Origin of the sequence: Psychrobacter sp. ASPA161_9, assembly GCF_051970275.1 — a bacterium.
Lineage (GTDB): Bacteria > Pseudomonadota > Gammaproteobacteria > Pseudomonadales > Moraxellaceae > Psychrobacter.
The window spans coordinates 40844-60166 of record NZ_JBEFNI010000012.1 but is presented as its reverse complement, the minus strand read 5'-3'; the positions used below and the strand labels follow the sequence as shown (position 1 = coordinate 60166).

Below are 19323 nucleotides of genomic sequence, written 5' to 3'. Positions count from 1 at the left end.
TTTGATTATGATAGATAGATTCAGTAGGGAGAAAGAGATCCATGCTAGCCAAAAAACCTAAAGGTGCGACTGAAAAGCGCAAATCAAGTAGCGTATCAGGCTTATTATGGATGTTTGTCGGGGCCATATTAACCCTTATGATCGGGGTATTTTTATACCTCTCACCATTATTTAACTTTAGTCCTGCTGATAGCACTGCTGGGACAGACCCTGATCGTCAGGTACAACAACGTGTTGAGACCGATACTGATAATAGCGATTATGAGTTCTATGATATTTTGCCCAATCAAGAAATGGCCACTATTCCTGATGAAGATATTGGTGAGACAGGTGATGGTCAAGTAGGTGATATGGGTGCTTTTGAGCCAGATGTGGTTGTCACTCAGCCTGAAAATAACTCTGCCAGTCGCAATGATGATACAGGTAACTTCGGTATCTCTGAAAGCACCGTTATTGAGCCTAATCGTGGTAATAGTGCGGCAACTAACAATAGTGGCGATGATATTGTTATTGTCGAAGAAGATGCAACCTATGATGGGTCAGCGCCTGCTGGAAATACGGCAAACCGAGCAAATAATACAGGTGCGGGTACTGCAAGCATCCAACAAGCTAAACCTGCTGCCACTTATATTTTGCAAATCAATAGCTTCGGTGATGCGGATGAAGCCGATCGCCGCCGTGCGCAAGTACTGATGGCTGGTGTAGACGCTAGAGTTGTGAAAAATACGACGGGTAATGGTCTGCCAATTTATCAAGTCATTTCGCGCCCGATGAATAGCCGTCAAGCAGTGACCACTGCACAGCAGCGCTTACAAAATAATGGGATCGACTCCATTATCGTTGAGCAGCGTCGTTAGTTTTAACTATCTATAATAGTTTTAGTCATCTGTTCATGATAAAAAAAGCGTCGTAATGACGTTTTTTTTATCTCTTATTTTTACTCAGCTGTTTTATTGTACCTTGCTTATCAAACATCCACGAAGAGTATAGCTATGACTGTATCTAACTCCGCAACAGCATCTACTGGCATGATTAAAACATTTTTTCAAAAGTATTTTATCGATGCCTTTACAGGTATGGCTCTAGGTCTGTTTGTCACCCTGATTGCTGGTCTTATCATCTCACAAATCGGTGACTGGTTAGACTTGCCCGCATTGGTCGCTGTCGGCAAGCTGGCTTCGATTTTGATGGGCGCTGGTATCGGAGTGGGTATTGCTTATTACCTTAAAGCACCAACGTTAGTCATGCTCAGTTGCTTGGTAGCAGGCATGCTTGGGGCACATTCTGAAGCACTAATGGCAGGGACGCTTTTCACGTCGCAAGTGGGCGGACCTGCAACCTTTGTGGCTTTACCTGGTAATCCGATAGGGGCGTATCTGGCCTCAGTATTCGCCTATCGCGCTGGTACTTGGGTCGCGGGTAAGACTAAGCTCGATATTTTGTTGGTGCCGTTATTAGTATGTGGTGTTGCTCTATTGGTCTGTGCGCTACTCAATCCACCTATCGTCGCAGCTGTCGATGCCATTGGACAAGGTATCCAAGCGGCCACTGAGCTACAACCATTATTAATGGGTATTGTCATTGCAGTGGTGGTTGGTATTTTATTGACACTGCCAACTTCAAGCGCGGCGATTTGTATTGCCATTGGGCTTGGTGGTTTGGCTGGTGGGGCAGCTGTCGTTGGCTGCGCAGCACATATGATTGGCTTTGCCGTTGCCAGTTTCAAAGATAACGGTGTGAGTGGTGTAGTATCTCAAGGTCTCGGCACGAGTATGCTACAAATTCCTAATGTATTAAGAAAGCCGCTAATACTATTACCAGCCGTTATCGCTAGCGCCATCGTCGGTCCTATCGCGACGGTAGGCTTTGGACTAGCCTGTACGGCTACAGGCGCTGGTATGGGAACTGCGGGACTGGTCGGCGTGTTTGGCGTTATTGAAGCGTCGCAAGGTATTATGAGCACAACGGAGTTATGGACAGCGATTATTTTATTAATGTTTATATTACCAGCTGTGATTGCTGGAACAGTCGCTTATGTGATGCGCCGTATGGGCTGGTTAGTTGCTGGTGATATGAAGCTGCCTTAAGCTTTATAAGTTTGAATATCTTTAATGATTTCTAAAATAGAAAAGCCCAGCTATCTAAATTAACTGGGCTTTTTATACGGGAAATTTTGGCTATATCTTAAGCGCCTTTTTAACGACGAACATCTTTGGGGGCATCACCGTTTGGCCAATCTTTATCTTTATTAGCTTTTACAGGGCGTGGTAAATGAGTAAAGTAGCCAGCAATATCGACCGCTTCTTGATCACTTAGCGAGTTGCCTTGCCCAAATGGCATTTTACCTTTGATAAAGGATGCAGCGGTATAAGTTCGTGCCATACCTGCGCCATCGTTAAAGGACTTGTCTCCGGCAACAGCTGGATAAACATAGGTGCCATCATCGTTATACTGACCTTCTCCATTCTCTCCATGACAAACGCTACATTTTTCAGCAAATAGTTTTTTGCCATTATCACTGTTTGGCTCTAAGGTTTTATCTACCTTAACAAAGCCACGGCCTTCAGGTGAGACGCCGTAAGGTAAGTCTTGCGACAACCAGCTCATATAAGACACCATTGCGTTCATATCATCTGAACCTAAATCAAGCGCCTTGCCATTCATTGAGCGCTCAAAACAACCATTGATCCTCTCTTGAATGGTATTGACACGACCAGCACGTGTGCGATAAATAGGATAAATACCTGGCATACCGTTCCAAGGTGCAGCATAGGCTTCTGAACCGTTGCCCAAGTGACAGCTGGTACAGTTAAGCTGGTTGCCCACGTTATCTGGCAATTCTTTATAAGTATGATTGGCAATTTGTAGGCCACGGCGTACCGCTGCGCCAAATTCATCATTTGGAATAGTAGACTCATCTGGCATGCTAATGGTTAGTTTGGCACTTGGCTTTGCGATCATGTCCTCTCTAATTTCTGCTGCACGTGCTTCAAGTGATTTTACTCGTGCTAAGGCTTCAGCTTCTTCGACACGGTCAACAGCCTTGGTATCAGTTTCACTACAAGCTGTCATGCTCGCAGTACCAATAGTAAGGATAGCAGCCATGAGGATGGAAAGGGAAGGCTTGACCCTTAAGTTGGTTCGTAAAATCATTTTCATTGGAATATCCTTATTATAAAAAATAATATGTAAATCCGTATTTTCGTGATAATTTAATCTGCATGATGACAATAATAAACTTAAATTTCGTGAAAACGATTGAATAAGCAATCAATCTGTGAGTTGCCAGTAACATGATTGTATCAAATATAAATATATAAAGTATATAAAAACGTAAAGTGTTTTTATATTTAAGATAAATGTTAATTTAATTTTATTAAATATAAGAACCTTTCTATTATTCTATTGATTAAAAAAGCGCTTAAACATTGCTAATGTTTGAGCGCTTTTTTGTGTGAATAAGGATTTCTAAACAAGGCTATTTAACTGGGTTTGGTTTTTTATTACGACTCGGCTTTAACTTACGAGACAACTTATTGACGTTGTTTAACACTTGACTATAACGTGATGGAAATACGCGCTGTACAGCATCTATCATCTTGGCATCATTACCAATCAAACAGCGTGGCTGATTGGTCGCGGTAGCATGCAAGATAATCGAAGCGGCCTCGCTGGCATCAAATTTTAAAAATTTATTAAAACTTCTAATAGCTTTTGGGCCAGTACGCATGCCAATGTCGTTTATGCTGTCATTACCGCGTGCACTGTTGGCGATATTGGTTTTGATACCACCTGGATGGATACAAGTTGCTGACACGCCGCAGCGCTGGATATCTAACTCTTGGCGCAGGCTTTCGGTAAAGCCGCGTACAGCGAATTTGCTGGCGTTATAAGCAGATTGTGAAGGCTGAGCGGTTAAGCCAAACAGGCTCGAGATATTTACGATATGACCATGCTCATTAAACTGGCGTGACTTATTGTCTGTCTTAGCAGCACTGCTATCGGTTTCACTGAGTTTTACGCTATTTTTAATCAAAGGCAAAAACGCCTTAGTGCCATAAACCACACCCCAAAAGTTGATATCCATTACCCATTCAAGTTCGCTAATGCTACTGCCCTCTACGGTAGAGTAGAGGGCCACGCCTGCATTATTAAAGATAAAATTTACTTTGCCATGATTGCTCATGACCTCATCTGCCCAAGCTTCAACCGCTTTATTGTCTGAGACATCGAGTATTGTGGTGGTCACTTTTATATCGTAACCAACGAGTAAACCCTTGGTTTGTGTCAACTGCTCAGCATTGATATCGGATAGCGCGACATGACAGCCCATTTGCGCTAAATGAATGGCAATCTCGCGCCCCATGCCAGAGCCGGCACCAGTGATAGCCCCGACATGATCGCGATAATAGGGGGCAATGTCATGGTCTTGATTGGATGAAAAAGGCAAGTGTTGGCGTAATGAGCTCGCCATAGCAGTAACGTTATTCAGCATAACAAACAGTCCTTTGTTATAGTAATTAATGGTCAGTATCTAAACTTAAGATTCAAGATGAATGACAGCAGTTAAATATGGGGATTAAGACAGAATATCTACATTAGCATGATTTTAATTTTATCTACTTATCATTAATAGACGCAGCTGTCATTTTCGGTGTAATGGACATTTTGAGGATTCAGTGAAGACAAATAAACAGACATAAAAAAAGCGTCTTAGCACGATATGCTAGACGCTTTTTCTACAGTGATAGCCAGTTAATGATAATTAACTGTCTTAATTGAACAATAAATTAAGCAATTTTAGGTGTTTTACCTTCGTTGATAACCTGCTCATCAACCATTACTGTTTTGGCGTTCTTCATTGATGGTAGCTCATACATCGTTTCAAGTAAGGCATTTTCAACGATAGAGCGCAGACCACGGGCACCCGTTTTACGCTCCATAGCTTTTTTGGCGATAGCAGCAAGCGCTTCATCGGTAAAGCTAATATCAGCACCTTCCATATCGAACAGATATTTGTACTGCTTAACTAGAGCATTCTTAGGCTCTGTCAAAATCTGTTTAAGGGCTTCTTCATCCAGCTCTTGTAATGCAGCTAGTACAGGTAGACGACCAATCAATTCTGGAATAAGACCAAATTTGATTAAATCTTCTGGCTCAACTTGTTGTAGTAAGTCTGAACTGCGACGGCTGTCATCTTTTGAGCTCACATCAGCATTAAAGCCAATACCGCCTTTTTCAGTACGCTGCTGAATCACTTGATCAAGACCTGCAAATGCACCACCAACGATGATGAGGATATTGCTGGTATCTACTTGAATTAGCTCTTGCTGTGGATGCTTACGTCCACCGTGTGGCGGGATAGCAGCTACCGTACCTTCGATAAGCTTTAGCAAGGCCTGTTGTACGCCTTCGCCTGACACATCACGAGTGATAGACGGGTTATCGCCTTTTTTACTGATTTTATCAATCTCATCAATATAGATGATGCCTTGCTCAGCTTTACTCACATCATAATCAGACGCTTGCAATAGCTTTTGTACGATGTTTTCAACGTCTTCACCGACATAACCTGCTTCGGTCAAAGTAGTAGCATCAGCCATCGCAAAAGGCACATCTAATAGACGCGCCAATGTTTGCGCCAGTAAAGTCTTACCAGAACCTGTTGGACCAATCAGCAAGATGTTACTTTTAGCCAACTCAACCATTGCATCGTCAGCGCCAATTTTAGCTTTTTTACTGTCATTAGCTAAGGTTTGGCTGACTTTTAGACGCTTATAATGGTTATAAACGGCAACAGCTAACGCCTTTTTAGCAGCGTCTTGACCGATAACGTACTCATCAAGCTTGGCACGCAACTCTTTAGGCGTTGGCAATTTTTTATTGACCCATGAGGTATCGATATCGCCATCAGAGTCATCATCGGTAGCACTATCAGCGATTAAATCAGTACATAATTCAATGCATTCGTTACAGATATTGGCATCATCAGCAGCAATTAGTTGCTTAACTTCGCTTTTGGCTTTACCACAAAACGAGCAATGCGGGTTGTTATCTTCTGCCATATACAGGCACTCCTAAAATTTAAAACTCATACCATTCCCAAGAAACAAGCTAACACGCAGTCATTAAAACTGATCAGAATCGCGAAGTCTACAGGCGTAGTACTTACGCTCATCTTCCGCGTTAAATTTAGTTTTTGGAAAAGGTATTATCGTTAACTTCATATTATATAGCTGCAAAGCAGATGCTTCTATTACAACGAAGCAGGGCGGCGTTCTAATACTTCATCAACCAGACCGTATTCTTTTGCTTCTTTGGCATCTAACCAAAAGTCACGCTCAACGTCTTTTTCGATTTTCTCTACTGGTTGACCAGTACGCTCAGCCAAAATCTCGTTTAAGCGCGCACGAGTTTTTAGAATTTCACGAGCATTAATTTCGATATCTGTTGCCTGACCTTGAGCACCACCTGAAGGCTGGTGAATCATGACGCGAGAATTGGCTAGCGCATAACGTTTGCCTTTTTGACCAGCGGCCAACAGGAAAGAACCCATGCTATAAGCACCGCCCATACAAATGGTAGATACTTCAGGCTTGATAAAGTTCATGGTATCAAAAATAGCCAAACCGGCACTCACTGAACCACCTGGCGAGTTGATATATAAATGAATATCTTTATCAGGGTTTTCAGCTTCTAAGAATAATAGCTGCGCTACGATAAGGTTAGCCATATGGTCTTCGACTTGACCGGTCAAAAAGATAACGCGCTCACGTAATAGACGCGAGAAAATATCAAAAGAGCGTTCACCGCGTGACGATTGCTCAACGACCATCGGTACTAAAGCACCTTGAGTATTTTGAGCGCTTTGCACATTAGTGTGTGCACTCATTAGCATATCGAAATGAGGGTTAGCAGTGATGCGTTCATAATCTGTCATAAAATGTCCTATAAATAAATAATTGCATAAAATAGTTATATAGAATGAGCTAAGGATTTTGCAATGATACGGTGTAATAGCTGTACGTTAAATAGCGTATCGAATAATAATCGTGTTTAAGTGTTATAAAATATTAAACTCTGCTCAACATGAATTTGCTGTAATCAACAATAATTATGATTCATTACAACAACTGGAACTATGATAACTGGTTTAATTATTGGGCTGTATCTAATTTCAGTTAACTTTAATAATAATGCTCAATAACTGTGCTTTCATAATAGCTACGTTCACAATAACTACTTAAACCACTATATGAAGAATTGTCCCCTATTGATAGGGTGTCTGTGCACAATTATCAAGGGGCTAGCCCATAAACCACGAATAAAAATGCCCTAACAAGTTGTCAGGGCATTCATAATACATTCTAAACCAATAGCGCTAAAACGCTAAATTACATAGCTTGTTGCTGTTGTTGCTGAGCAGCAAGTAGGTCTTGGTAGCTAACTTCTTTGTCAGTTACTTTACCTTGCTCGATTAGATAATCAACCACTTGGTCTTCTAGAACCACAGACTCAATGTTTGCACGTTGTTGCTTATCAGTCGTGTAGTACTCAATTACTTCTGCTGGATCTTCGTAGTTTTCTGCTGCTTCTTTAATGAAGGTTTCAACGCGATCTTGATCTACTTCTATTTTTTGCGTGTCGATAACACGGGCAACGATGATACCAAGACGGGCAGCACGTAGCGCTTGCTCTTCAAACAGCTCGTTTGGCAGCATGTCTTTATCAAAGCTCTCAGCATTCGCACCGAACTGCTGAGAAAAACGTTGCATCATCATGTTGCGTTGACGCTCGATTTCTTGCTCTAGCATAGCGTTTGGTACGTCAAACTCGTTCTTTTCTAACAATGCATCAAAAGTCGCTTGCTTAACTTGGCTACGGGCAGCGTTTTTAATTTCGCGTTCCATGTTTTTGCGCACGTCAGCTTTTAGCTTCTCAACACCGCCTTCTTTTACGCCGAATAGCTCAAGGAACTCTTCATTGATTTCTGGTAGCTTAGACTTTTCAACCAATTTTACGTTGATTTTGAACTGTGCTTCTTTACCAGCCAAGTTTTCAGCTTGATAATCTTCTGGGAAAGTTACGTCGATTGTTTTTTCTTCGCCAGCTTTCATGCCTTTGATGCCAGCTTCAAAACCTGGAATCATCTGGTTGCTACCGATGACTAGTTTGAAGTCTTCAGCAGAGCCGCCTTCGAATTTTTCGCCGTCGATTGAGCCTTCAAAGTCAAAAGTAACCTGATTGCCTTTATCAGCTTTACCTTTTTTCTCAACGAACTCTTCACGCTGCTTTTGCAAGTTTTCGATCATGGTGTCAACGTCTTCCTCTTTAACAGACGCAGAATGACGCTCAACTTCGATCTCATTAATACCTTGGACGTCAACTTCTGGGAAGATCTCAACAGTCGCTTGATAAACTAAGAAGTCGTCTTCAAGTTTTACATCGTCAATATTAGGCATGCCTACGGCACGGATATCTTCAGATTTAATCGCTTCAAATACAGTATCGCGGATGACATCGTTGATAACTTCTTGTTGAATACCAGCACCATACTGAGAGCGGATATGCGACATAGGGACGTTACCTTTACGGAAACCGTCAATCTTGGCAGTTTTCGCAACTTGGCGAATACGACCTTCAACTTTGTTTTGAATTTTTTCGACAGGAACTTTCACAGTCAGCTGAGTTTCTTTTTCTGACAGCTTGTTGGTTGTGACTTGTAAATCTGTAGCCATGTTGATTACACCTTTATGATTAAAATAACAGGCAATCGCACCTCAAAATACGTACGGGTTATGTCGATTGCCATTGGAATGAATAGGGTTTTCGATACTTATATCTCGATAATCAGATAGAGCAAATAACCATATCTGATATCCAATATCGAGAGTGAATCACTAGCGTTCTCTACCTAATGCGCTTCAATCACCATTGCTCTTTCATAAATGGTAGAGATAACCGGATTCTTTCGATAAAATTTTAAAAGTAGAACAGTATAATCTATCTGTTAATTAAAGTAAAAGCTATCTGTCACGATAGGCGGTAGGCAAAATCGCTAATAAACTTATACTAAAAATTAATACTGAGAAACTTATATTAATAAAAACTACTAATTGTACTGACTATCAATGGTTATAACTAAATAACTATAACTGTTGCAATAGTTGCTGAATAGCTTGACCACGATGGCTGATGCTATTTTTATCAGTGGCGCTTAAGCTTGCCGCTGTCGCTCGTATATCTGCCAACCAAAACAGTGGATCATAACCAAACCCACCATCACCATGCGGTGCATCTAAGATTTCACCGTGCCACAAGCCTTGTGCGATAATCGGTAGGGGATCATCAGCATGGCGTACCATTGCTAGTACGCAAACAAACATGCCTTTAATAGGAGCATCTGGTTGCTCATCACGGATAGGCTGCAAGTCAGTGACGAGCTTGGCGTTGTTTTTGGCATCATTGCCGTGCTCACCTGCATAGCGAGCCGAGTAGATGCCCGGTGCATTATCCAATACGGGAACGCATAAGCCTGAGTCATCGGCAATAGCAGGTAGTCCACTGACTCGGCTAGCGTGACGCGCCTTAATAATGGCATTTTCAACGAAGCTTAAGCCGTCCTCGACAGCGTCATCAATGTTTAACTGCCCTTGTGGTACGATAGTAACGTCTAAGTTGGCTTCAGCGAACAGTCTTTTAAATTCTGCGAGCTTGCCTTTATTATTACTGGCGAGTACCCATTTTTTTGGCATGTGATTTTGAGTAGATTCGGGTGATGATGAAGCATAGCTCATAAGATACGTCCGTTATTGTTTGATGAAACTGACTAGGTTTCAGAAAGTTTAAAGGCTCTAATATGCTGACTATATTATCGCATAACCTTTTTCGCTCAAAATAGTTGCGTTATTCATACTGAAAATTAATAATAAGAGTTAACGGAAAATAGTTACCTTTATTCGCAGTATTTAGCGTTTAAAGCCTTATAAATAGGGACTATAACATTCGGTAACTGATATTGTCCTAATGTGTTGCTATAATAGCTGGCAAGCTACAGTGAATTATAGCTTATAGCTTGTGAATTTAAAGTTAATAATAGCTTTTAAGTCAATCACTTGGCTTTTGAGTGAATAACAATGCTTACGCTAATTTGTTTAAATTAGCCTTTAGATTCATCCTGATGGGACTAGCTCATCAAGCAATAACGTTCATTCATTAACAATAAACCCAGCCAATTTAGCTCGGTGTTTTGTGTATTGTCTTTAAGATAAACAAAATACGAGTGGCCAAATAAGCAAGGATAAAATAACTATGTCAAAGATTACTTTACCAGACCTACCTTATGCAAAAGACGCACTTGAGCCGCATATCAGCGCTGAGACGCTAGAATATCATCATGATAAGCATCATGCTGCCTATGTAAACAAGTTAAACGATTTGCTGCCAGGTTCTGGTCTAGAAGACAAAACATTGCCAGAAATCATCGAAGCGACGTCAAAAGATGACAGCAAGCAAGGTATGTTTAATCAAGCAGCGCAAGTATGGAACCACACGTTCTATTGGAACTGCATGACGCCAGACAATGGCGGCGGCGAACCTACTGGCGATCTAAAAGCCAAAATCGAAGAAGATTTTGGTAGCTATGATAAGTTCCGTGAAGAGTTTAAAAATGCAGCGTTAACGCAGTTCGGTTCTGGTTGGGCATGGTTAGTTGCTGATAAAGAAGGCGGCAAATTATCAATCGCCAAAACAGCTAACGCTGATACGCCACTGGCACACGGTCAAGTAGCGGTATTGACTTGTGATGTATGGGAACATGCGTATTACATCGATTATCGTAACCGTCGTCCTGACTACGTCGACACGTTCCTAGACAAACTAGTGAACTGGGACTACGCAAATGCTAAATATAAAGGTCAAGATGCTGGTGTTGAAGAGTAATCTTTAACCACTAAGTATTTGATTAATAAAAAAGGACGCTGAGAGGCGTCCTTTTTTATGTAGAAGATAAGTAGTTTTACTATGTGAACTTAGGGCGTGTTGAACATTCATAATTTAAGCCAGATAAAGGCACAAGCTAGCGCCACTGTATTCTCATAGCTTTGTTTAAGCTTGTCGTATCTAGTGGCTATTGCTCGGAATCGTTTTAAGTGAGCGAATGCATTTTCAACTAAGTGGCGAACTTTGTACAAGTCCCAGTCCATATGGTTATTATCTAATTTTGTATTCTGCTTTCTAGGAATATTATCGAAGCTTCCTGCTCGTTTAATATGTTCTCGCAGCGCATCAGAGTCATAGCCTTTATCAGCACATAGAATATCTGTATCACTCAGATCGATATTATCAACTAAATCTGGTGCTACCTTAACATCGTGAGTCGTACCATCTGATACGATAAAACTGATCGGGTTACCGTGAGCATCCACTGCTAAGTGAATCTTAGTAGCGCGACCTGCCACACTTTTACTAATAGCTTGCGCAGTCTCATGAGCACCACTACTGTGCTGATGCGCTTTTATATGAGTACCGTCTATAAACACCCATTCAAGGTCTGAGTCTTTGATTAATAAAGCAAACAGTTGAATCAACTTATTGCTGCGAAACCAACGCTGATATGCCTTATAGACGGTGTTGGGCTTGCCAAAGTAAGCTGGCAGATCACGCCAAGGACAACCAACACGCATCCGATAAAGGACGCCTTCAACGGTTAGTCTAAGATTTCCTTTGTCATAGATGTTAAGTTCTAGTAGTATAAATCTTAGTCTTGTCCAGTTCTCATTCGTGAGCATTGTCCGAGGCATAGCGAACGGTATCTTTTTTGTGTGAGAACTTAAAGATTACTGCTTCGCTATTTTTTTTGCCATCAATTTATTCCCAATGTTCAACAGACCCTAATATTATTTGTTCAAGCATAAAGGTGTAATTGGACGAAGACTGTTTCTAATCTTTAGGTTTCATTTTCAGCAATCTGTTTTTTGAAATAATCTAGCTGTTCTTTAACCCAATTTGGTGCATATATCTCGAAACGAACATTATTGGGGTCATCAAGTTCAAATGTAGGCTTTATTAATTGGGCACCCATTGTTCCGGCCACATCAAATAATGCCTGAGCCACCTTCTCCCATGCAGTTGCCGCTAATTCAGTAAGCTCTGTATCAGGAAATTCTGATAACCGCCATTGGCGTTCAACACAAGTATATTCCCCACTTTCATCTTCTTCCGTATAAAGAATACCTAGAAAATCTTCATCTTTCGCAGCAATATAAATATATTTTTTTACTGCTTCTTCACTGTTACTAAGAGGGTTTATTGGTAGTTCAACTCCTAATTTCATACCTCGACCTCTCGTGAAACCAACACTGCCTGTACTAGCTGGTTTAAGCATTGATTTATGAACAATAATATCTCGCTGCTTATACAGATATTTAATTAATGGGTCAGATGAAAGTTCAGCTTTTTTTTCGTTTACAAAAGAAGAAGCTACCCTATCTTTTTGCAACTCCATCGTTAATAGTTGCATTACTTCTTTTAGAGCTCTGAGAAATGATGATAAAGACCATCTGAACATGTCTGCAGAGTGATAGTTTTCTTCCATAAGTCGAATGAACCATGCTGATTCTTCCAGACGGTCAAATGTAGAAGATAATGACTCAAAAACTTCTTTGTTTGGGCATTTATTCATATGAAAGAATATCCGATAGGTTTTCGTAGGGTGCGTTCCACGCACCGTTTTAAAGGTTATTGGTGCGTGGAACGCACCTTACGTGCATCAATATTATCTCACAACACCTCAAAACCAAACCTACTCAAAGCTTCCCTTAACATCGCAATATTATAGTAAGCATGTGCATTAACTGTATTTTGAAAGAAAATATACAGCGTATCAAAATGCTGACGCTGATTGACAATTGCTTGCGCCCAATCCTGCATCTCCGCCTCGCTATAACGATAATCATGACGATCAGCCGCACTCATCGCATCCCACCAGTTTAGATTATTACCATGCATACGCAGGTAGCCAGTACGCTCGGTAAACATCAGCCGTGACGGTGGTAGACCACTGACTTTAGGATAATCAACGCTACACCAAATCAAGCCTTGCTCAGTAAAGCTATCGACCACTTGCGGGGTATGCCAGCCGTTATGACGAAATTCAACTGCTAATGGATAATCTTTAAACCAGCTAACAAGATTGGCTAGATAGAGCCGATGCTCGCGGGTACGATCAAAGCCGTGCGGGAATTGGAGTAGTAGAGGCGCTAGACAATCGGCTTCGATAAGCGGGGTGAGAGCAGTAAGAAATGCTTGCGCGTGTTCGGCAGTGCCTTTACGCGCATGAGTAAAGTCTTGATGCAGCTTAACGGCAAACTTTAACTGACTGTCTGCTTGCACATACGCTTTATTGACCATACCGGCAAAGGCTTTTTGTCCAATAGGTGCATAAAAAGTGCTATTAATCTCTACCGCGCCGTATTGCTTAGCATACTCACGTAAGAAGTCAGCCTTTTTAGTGCCTGTTGGATAAAGCGTGCCTAATAAGTCAGTATCGCTATAACCACCAGTGCCGAGGTAAATAGTAGGAGTAGGGGTACTGTCCATGTTGACCACTCTTAGCTGTTTTTGATGATTAAAGTTTTAACGGAGTTGTTAATCTGTAGTCAATATCAAATAAAACAGATACATGGTTTTATGACGTGTGACTGGTATGAGTTTTTCTAGCTTGCTATGCCTATGCCTATGCCGACAGAGGCTGCAAAAAATTCATACCAGTCATGCTATATCGTTTCTACATTGAGTTGACTGTATTATTTTTTACGCGACCATAACCATTCTATCAATGCTAATAACGCATTATTGTCTTCATTATCGCTAAGCTCGCGACTGCTCAATTCACGAATGATGGCTGCACTGCCATCATCAAATAAGGATTGTGCGTAGCTTTTTGCCACATCCACACCCATTAATTTTACATAGGTAGATTTGTCTAATTTTTCATCGCTACCAGCAGGCTTGCCTAAAGTGTCAGTGGTTGTGGTGACATCCAAGATATCATCTTGGACTTGAAAAGCCAGACCAATATGCTGCGCGCATTCTTGTAATGCCATACGCTGTGGAGCGGTCGCGCCAGCACAAATTCCGCCCATCAGCATAGCGGCTTCAATTAACGCGCCAGTTTTGTCACGGTGGATAGCCTCTAAATCTTCTTGTAAAATATTAGCGCTGGCTTCAGCATTAAGATCAAGCATTTGACCAGATACCATGCGCCTAGCGCGCGGAGCAAATACTGCTAATAGCTGGCTGGCGATGTTTGAATCAAAAGGTGCAAAGGTTGGAAGTTCGGCAGTTAACACTTCAAAAGCGAGTGTTTGCAGCACGTCACCAGCCAGTAAAGCAGTGGCTTCGTCAAACACAATATGACAAGTCGGCTGACCACGGCGCAGTTCATCATCGTCCATGCATGGCAGATCGTCATGTACCAGTGAGTAAGTATGCAGCAGCTCTACAGCCAATGCAGCACGGCGGCACATATCATAATCTGAGTCGTTTTCTAACAACGACTCGAAATCAGTACTTATCAAGTGGTCTGTCAGATTTGTAGGGTCAGATGAGGGGTTGTCTACATCGACACTTATATCAATGACACTTATATCAATATCTGTACTAATACTCGCATCGATGCTAACAAAGCTACTGGCTACCAATAAAGGCCGCACCAATTTGCCTTGCCCCGTCATTACATAGCGACAAGCATCATTGAGTGGATTTGGTAAGCTTGCATAGGCAAACAGTACTTCGATATCTTGCGCTAATTGCGCGCGCAACGTGCTATGGAATTGCTCAAAATTGGTAAAAGGCACAAAACGAGGCGCAGAAGAAACAGACATAACTCAACCAACCACCATGTGAATAGAAATAGAAAAGATGTGAATAAAAACGAATAACAAGCTAGTGTAGCATGATAGCTGATACGGCTTGTACGTACACGCTAAGCGCTGTTTTATTTTGGTTACGTATTGGTGATTTAACTTGTAGGTTGAATGTGTTTTTATAAAGTGTTGACTGTAATGTTGATTAATGATGTTAACTGTAAGAATAACCTATAAGCTGACTGATATATAAAACAGGCTTGTCATAAGGAAAATGTCAGCTATTGATTTACTAGGTAGCGGTTCACCAGCTAATAATTTAATAGTGACTTGTGAGTCTGGCATTAGCTTGTGACAGTCGGGGGCATAATCCCCTACACTAAATGACGTCAAAATGGTCTAATGGTACAAAAGCCCCGTAGTTAAGTTACTATTAGGGAATGAACCTGCTACGGATTAAACCTGCGTCTAAATTTACGTTTGATTGAATATATTTATCATTAGACTTATATCGAAGCAAAAAATTAGGATAATAACGATGCGCCATGTCAGTGAGCGCGGGATAATAAAGACATCATCACTGCTCAATTTAGCAAGTTATTCGTTTACAAGCTTGCAAGTTGACAGTATTTTTACTCGTTTTATTAACAGCAACGAGCTATTCATTTTAATTCTAAAACGTAGCTTTTATGATTTGATTTTTATCAAATAGTTTTTATTACATAGCAAGGAGTTTGAAATGGTATATCAAGGAAATCGCATCACGGTGACAATGCTAGAGGATGGCATCGCCAATATGCAGTACAACGCCGAAAATGAGAGCGTGAATAAGTTTGATGCTGAGACCAATAAGCAGTTTACTGAAGCGGTCAGTGCACTTGAAAAGTCTGATGACGTCAAAGGTTTAATCGTCACTTCAAGCAAAGGCGTCTTTATCGCTGGTGCTGACATCACTGAATTCGTCGGCTCATTTAAGAAGCCAGAAAGTGAGATTAAAGAGTGGGTCGTTGGTATTAATGATACTTTTAATCGCTTTGAAGACTTACCGTTCCCGAAAGTAGCTGCTATCAATGGCGCGGCGCTTGGCGGTGGTTGTGAGATGACCTTAGTTTGCGAATATCGCGTCATGAGTGACAAAGCGATTATCGGTTTACCAGAAACTCAACTGGGTATCTTCCCAGGTTTTGGTGGTACGGTTCGTAGTACACGTGTGATTGGTATCGATAATGCTCTTGAATTGATTGCAACTGGTGCACCTAAAAAAGCGCTTGATGCACTAAAATTAGGCCTAGTTGATGCGACAGTACCTGCTGATGACTTGCAAGATGCGGCGATTGACCTAGTCAAAAAATGTATCTCAGGTGAGCTTGATTGGAAAGCGAAGCGTGAAGAGAAACTGGTGCCTGTTAAATTAAATCAGCTTGAGCAAGCGATGGCGTTTAACAGTGCAAAAGGTATGATCTTTGCCAAAGCCAATCCTAAGCAATATCCTGCGCCTGCGCTTGCTATTGAAGCGATTGAAAAGCATGTAAATCTGCCACGTGATAAAGCAATTGAAGTGGAAGCGACTTACTTTGCTAAAGCGGCGAAAACGCCACAAGCAGAAAGCTTAGTTGGTCTATTCTTAAATGATCAATTGGTTAAAAAATTAGCGAAGCAGCACAGCAAGCAAGCACATGACATCAATGAAGCGGCTGTATTGGGCGCTGGTATCATGGGCGGCGGTATCGCTTATCAGGCAGCGAGCAAGGGCTTGCCAATTATTATGAAAGATATCAAGTCTGAGCAATTAGATCTTGGTATGGGCGAAGCCAGCAAGCTACTAGGCAAGATGGTTGATCGCGGTAAAATGACCCCAACCAAAATGGGTGAAACCTTGAGCCGTATCCGTCCAACGCTTAACTATGGTGACTTTGCTGAAACTGACATCGTTATCGAAGCGGTAGTAGAAAATCCAAACGTTAAGCGTGCGGTACTAAAAGAAGTAGAAGGCCTAGTAAAAGACGATTGTATCCTAGCGTCAAACACCTCGACTATTTCTATTACTTTCCTAGCGGAAGCACTTGAGCGTCCAGAAAACTTCGTCGGTATGCACTTCTTTAACCCTGTGAGTCGTATGCCATTGGTCGAGGTCATTCGTGGTGAAAAGTCTTCAGAAGAAGCTATTTCTACTACTGTTGCTTTAGCCTCTAAGATGGGTAAAGTGCCAGTTGTGGTGAATGATTGCCCAGGTTTCTTAGTGAACCGTGTATTGTTCCCATACTTCGGCGCATTTGACTTATTACTTAAGCAAGGCGCTGACTTCGTTCATGTCGATAAAGTTATGGAAAAATTTGGCTGGCCGATGGGTCCTGCTTACCTAATCGACGTCGTCGGTTTAGATACTGGTGTCCATGGTGCAGAAGTCATGGCAGATGGGTATCCTGACCGCATGAAGCCTGATTATAAAGGTGCGATTCAGCATTTATATGAGAACGAGCGTTTAGGTCAGAAAAACGGCGTTGGTTTCTATAAGTATGAAACAGACAAGCGTGGTAAGCCAAAGAAAGTGGCTGACGAAGCGACTTATGAGCTATTAAAAGCGACGACTGATAGCGACAAGCAAACGTTTGAGGATCAAGCGATAATCGACCGCACCATGCTGGCTTTCTGTAATGAGACCGTACGCTGCCTAGAAGACAACATCGTTAGCACGCCATCTGAAGCGGATATGGCGATGATTATGGGCGTTGGTTTCCCGCCATTCCGCGGTGGTCCTTGCCGTTATATCGACCAAATGGGTCTAGATAACTACTTGGCACTGTGTGAAAAGTACGCATACCTTGGCAAAGCCTATGAAGCCCCGCAAAAGATTCGCGACATGGCAGAAGCAGGCGAAACTTTTTACGCAACAGCGTAATAGGCAGTCATTACTAGGATGAAGTGCAGTACGTTTGCTGGCGAAGCGGATAGCAATGGCTATATCGATAGCTTTGACCGCAAACGTACCGTTTTAGTCGGTTCAATGAAAGTTTAATACAGTCAGATTGCATACCAAGATACACATCGTACTGGTAGCGAGATTGACGAGTATAGAGCCAGATTGGATCGACAACACTGACAATAAAAATTGAAAAGGAAGACAGTATGACAACTTTAAGTCCAAAAGACGTGGTCATCGTAGATGGCGTACGCTCAGCGATGGGTAAAACTAAAAACGGTATGTTCCGTCACGTCCGCGCTGATAGCATATCTGCTGAGCTAGTACGTGCATTGGTTGAGCGTAACGACTTTGACCCACGTGACGTTGAAGACATCATTTGGGGCTGTGTCAACCAAACCCTAGAGCAAGGTTTGAATATCGGTCGTAACATCGGTCTGCTGGCTGGTATTCCAAAAACAGCGGGCGGCCAAACAGTCAACCGTCTATGTGGTTCTTCTATGCAGGCGCTACACACTGCTGCAGCTCAAATCATGACCAACCAAGGTGAGGTTTTCATCATCGGTGGTGTTGAGCACATGGGCCACGTAGGTATGATGCATGGTGTTGATCTAAACCCTGAAGCGTCAAAGCATTATGCAAAAGCCTCAAACATGATGGGCTTGACTGCGGAAATGCTTGGTCGTATGAACAACATCACCCGCGAAGAGCAAGATGCTTTTGGTCTTGAATCTCATCGCCGTGCATGGGCTGCGACCACTGAAGGTCGTTTTGACAATGAAATCATCGGTATCGAAGGTCATGATGCGACTGGTCGTCTGCAACTATGTACCGTTGATGAAGTAATTCGCCCAGATGCAACGATGGAGCAAATGCAAAAGCTACGTCCAGCTTTTGATCCTAAAGGCGGTACAGTGACTGCTGCTACCTCATCTGCATTATCTGATGGTGCGTCAGCAATGTTAGTGATGAGCGCACAAAAAGCCAAAGATCTAGGTCTTAAACCTCGTGCTCGTATTCGTAGCATGGCAGTCGCTGGTTGTGATGCGGCTATCATGGGTTACGGTCCTGTACCTGCCACGAACAAAGCACTTAAGCGTGCTGGCATGAGCATCGATGATATGCAAACCATCGAGCTAAACGAAGCATTCGCAGCGCAAGGCTTGTCAGTCCTTAAAGCCTTGAACTTGACGGACAAGCAAGACATCGTCAATATCAACGGTGGCGCAATTGCGCTAGGCCATCCACTAGGCTGTTCGGGTGCTCGTATCACGGTTACCTTGTTAAATGCCATGGAGCAGTCTGATACAGAAATTGGTCTAGCGACGATGTGTATCGGTCTTGGTCAAGGCATCGCTACGATTATTGAGCGTGTTTAATTTTCTAAACTTGTAGTAGCTTTGCAAGATTTCAGCATTTTAGAAGAAGTCTCCAGTCAGATGATTGGAGGCTTTTTTATTGGTAAATAATAATGAAGCCTCTATGACACAACGTTCGTAAGTTGTTAATAAAGAGGATGGTCATTGACGCATTGAA

General features: G+C 42.1%; 15 protein-coding genes. 5 read left to right on the top strand and 10 right to left on the bottom strand.

What is annotated here, in order from left to right; all coding sequences use genetic code 11:
• The first annotated feature begins 41 nt into the window (after nt 1–41).
• A complete protein-coding gene (locus ACTQ9S_RS12900; protein ID WP_440455158.1) occupies nt 42–857 on the top strand; it encodes an SPOR domain-containing protein in 816 nt (271 codons plus the stop codon).
• Nucleotides 858–992: 135 nt separating this feature from the next.
• Nucleotides 993–2087, top strand: a complete 1095-nt coding sequence (locus ACTQ9S_RS12895) for a PTS transporter subunit IIC (protein WP_440455157.1) — start codon at nt 993–995, stop codon at nt 2085–2087.
• Between the two features lie 109 nt (nt 2088–2196).
• On the opposite strand, the gene ACTQ9S_RS12890 is transcribed toward ACTQ9S_RS12895, so the two are convergent.
• The 6 genes from ACTQ9S_RS12890 to rdgB all read right to left on the bottom strand — a co-directional run bounded on the left by ACTQ9S_RS12890 (nt 2197) and on the right by rdgB (nt 9755).
• Complete coding sequence (locus ACTQ9S_RS12890; protein WP_440455156.1) at nt 2197–3159, bottom strand: c-type cytochrome; 963 nt, start codon at nt 3157–3159, stop codon at nt 2197–2199.
• Between the two features lie 319 nt (nt 3160–3478).
• Nucleotides 3479–4495 carry an SDR family NAD(P)-dependent oxidoreductase gene (locus ACTQ9S_RS12885; protein ID WP_440455155.1) on the bottom strand — a complete coding sequence of 339 codons (1017 nt, stop codon included), beginning with the start codon at nt 4493–4495 and terminating at the stop codon, nt 3479–3481.
• Between the two features lie 295 nt (nt 4496–4790).
• Nucleotides 4791–6065, bottom strand: a complete 1275-nt coding sequence (gene clpX, locus ACTQ9S_RS12880; RefSeq protein WP_440455154.1) for an ATP-dependent protease ATP-binding subunit ClpX — start codon at nt 6063–6065, stop codon at nt 4791–4793.
• Nucleotides 6066–6256: 191 nt separating this feature from the next.
• Nucleotides 6257–6892 carry an ATP-dependent Clp endopeptidase proteolytic subunit ClpP gene (clpP, locus tag ACTQ9S_RS12875; protein WP_203226545.1) on the bottom strand — a complete coding sequence of 212 codons (636 nt, stop codon included), beginning with the start codon at nt 6890–6892 and terminating at the stop codon, nt 6257–6259.
• Between the two features lie 502 nt (nt 6893–7394).
• Nucleotides 7395–8738 (bottom strand): trigger factor, encoded by a 1344-nt coding sequence (gene tig / locus ACTQ9S_RS12870; protein WP_068038105.1) that lies wholly within the window; start codon nt 8736–8738, stop codon nt 7395–7397.
• Between the two features lie 411 nt (nt 8739–9149).
• Nucleotides 9150–9755 carry an RdgB/HAM1 family non-canonical purine NTP pyrophosphatase gene (gene rdgB, locus ACTQ9S_RS12865; RefSeq protein WP_440455172.1) on the bottom strand — a complete coding sequence of 202 codons (606 nt, stop codon included), beginning with the start codon at nt 9753–9755 and terminating at the stop codon, nt 9150–9152.
• 556 nt (nt 9756–10311) lie between these two features.
• On the opposite strand from rdgB, the gene ACTQ9S_RS12860 reads away from it, so the two are divergent.
• A complete protein-coding gene (locus ACTQ9S_RS12860; RefSeq protein ID WP_068038098.1) occupies nt 10312–10941 on the top strand; it encodes a superoxide dismutase in 630 nt (209 codons plus the stop codon).
• A gap of 107 nt (nt 10942–11048) precedes the next feature.
• On the opposite strand, the gene ACTQ9S_RS12855 is transcribed toward ACTQ9S_RS12860, so the two are convergent.
• From ACTQ9S_RS12855 to ACTQ9S_RS12840, 4 genes are all read right to left on the bottom strand, one after another.
• Entirely contained in the window at nt 11049–11801 is a 753-nt protein-coding gene (locus tag ACTQ9S_RS12855; RefSeq protein WP_440455153.1) for an IS5 family transposase, read from the bottom strand.
• Between the two features lie 146 nt (nt 11802–11947).
• Nucleotides 11948–12682 (bottom strand): hypothetical protein, encoded by a 735-nt coding sequence (locus tag ACTQ9S_RS12850; RefSeq protein WP_440455152.1) that lies wholly within the window; start codon nt 12680–12682, stop codon nt 11948–11950.
• A gap of 98 nt (nt 12683–12780) precedes the next feature.
• Complete coding sequence (locus ACTQ9S_RS12845) at nt 12781–13599, bottom strand: DUF72 domain-containing protein (protein ID WP_440455151.1); 819 nt, start codon at nt 13597–13599, stop codon at nt 12781–12783.
• A 206-nt stretch (nt 13600–13805) separates the two neighbouring features.
• Entirely contained in the window at nt 13806–14885 is a 1080-nt protein-coding gene (locus ACTQ9S_RS12840) for a polyprenyl synthetase family protein (RefSeq protein ID WP_440455150.1), read from the bottom strand.
• Nucleotides 14886–15606: 721 nt separating this feature from the next.
• On the opposite strand from ACTQ9S_RS12840, the gene fadB reads away from it, so the two are divergent.
• Both fadB and fadA read left to right on the top strand, forming a co-directional pair.
• Nucleotides 15607–17766 (top strand): fatty acid oxidation complex subunit alpha FadB, encoded by a 2160-nt coding sequence (gene fadB, locus ACTQ9S_RS12835; protein ID WP_440455149.1) that lies wholly within the window; start codon nt 15607–15609, stop codon nt 17764–17766.
• 227 nt (nt 17767–17993) lie between these two features.
• On the top strand, nt 17994–19166 hold the full coding sequence (gene fadA / locus ACTQ9S_RS12830; RefSeq protein WP_350657357.1) for an acetyl-CoA C-acyltransferase FadA: 1173 nt from the start codon (nt 17994–17996) through the stop codon (nt 19164–19166).
• Nucleotides 19167–19323 lie beyond the last annotated feature (157 nt).

Excerpts from the sequence above, each read along its gene's own strand:
- tig (WP_068038105.1), bottom strand. The coding sequence starts at position 8,738 with ATGGCTACAGATTTACAAGTCACAACCAACAAGCTGTCAGAAAAAGAA.
- ACTQ9S_RS12895 (WP_440455157.1), top strand. The coding sequence starts at position 993 with ATGACTGTATCTAACTCCGCAACAGCATCTACTGGCATGATTAAAACA.
- clpP (WP_203226545.1), bottom strand. The coding sequence starts at position 6,892 with ATGAGTGCACACACTAATGTGCAAAGCGCTCAAAATACTCAAGGTGCT.
- ACTQ9S_RS12900 (WP_440455158.1), top strand. The coding sequence starts at position 42 with ATGCTAGCCAAAAAACCTAAAGGTGCGACTGAAAAGCGCAAATCAAGT.
- rdgB (WP_440455172.1), bottom strand. The coding sequence starts at position 9,755 with ATGCCAAAAAAATGGGTACTCGCCAGTAATAATAAAGGCAAGCTCGCA.
- clpX (WP_440455154.1), bottom strand. The coding sequence starts at position 6,065 with ATGGCAGAAGATAACAACCCGCATTGCTCGTTTTGTGGTAAAGCCAAA.
- ACTQ9S_RS12890 (WP_440455156.1), bottom strand. The coding sequence starts at position 3,159 with ATGAAAATGATTTTACGAACCAACTTAAGGGTCAAGCCTTCCCTTTCC.
- fadA (WP_350657357.1), top strand. The coding sequence starts at position 17,994 with ATGACAACTTTAAGTCCAAAAGACGTGGTCATCGTAGATGGCGTACGC.
- fadB (WP_440455149.1), top strand. The coding sequence starts at position 15,607 with ATGGTATATCAAGGAAATCGCATCACGGTGACAATGCTAGAGGATGGC.
- ACTQ9S_RS12845 (WP_440455151.1), bottom strand. The coding sequence starts at position 13,599 with ATGGACAGTACCCCTACTCCTACTATTTACCTCGGCACTGGTGGTTAT.
- ACTQ9S_RS12855 (WP_440455153.1), bottom strand. The coding sequence starts at position 11,801 with ATGCCTCGGACAATGCTCACGAATGAGAACTGGACAAGACTAAGATTT.
- ACTQ9S_RS12885 (WP_440455155.1), bottom strand. The coding sequence starts at position 4,495 with ATGCTGAATAACGTTACTGCTATGGCGAGCTCATTACGCCAACACTTG.
- ACTQ9S_RS12840 (WP_440455150.1), bottom strand. The coding sequence starts at position 14,885 with ATGTCTGTTTCTTCTGCGCCTCGTTTTGTGCCTTTTACCAATTTTGAG.
- ACTQ9S_RS12860 (WP_068038098.1), top strand. The coding sequence starts at position 10,312 with ATGTCAAAGATTACTTTACCAGACCTACCTTATGCAAAAGACGCACTT.
- ACTQ9S_RS12850 (WP_440455152.1), bottom strand. The coding sequence starts at position 12,682 with ATGAATAAATGCCCAAACAAAGAAGTTTTTGAGTCATTATCTTCTACA.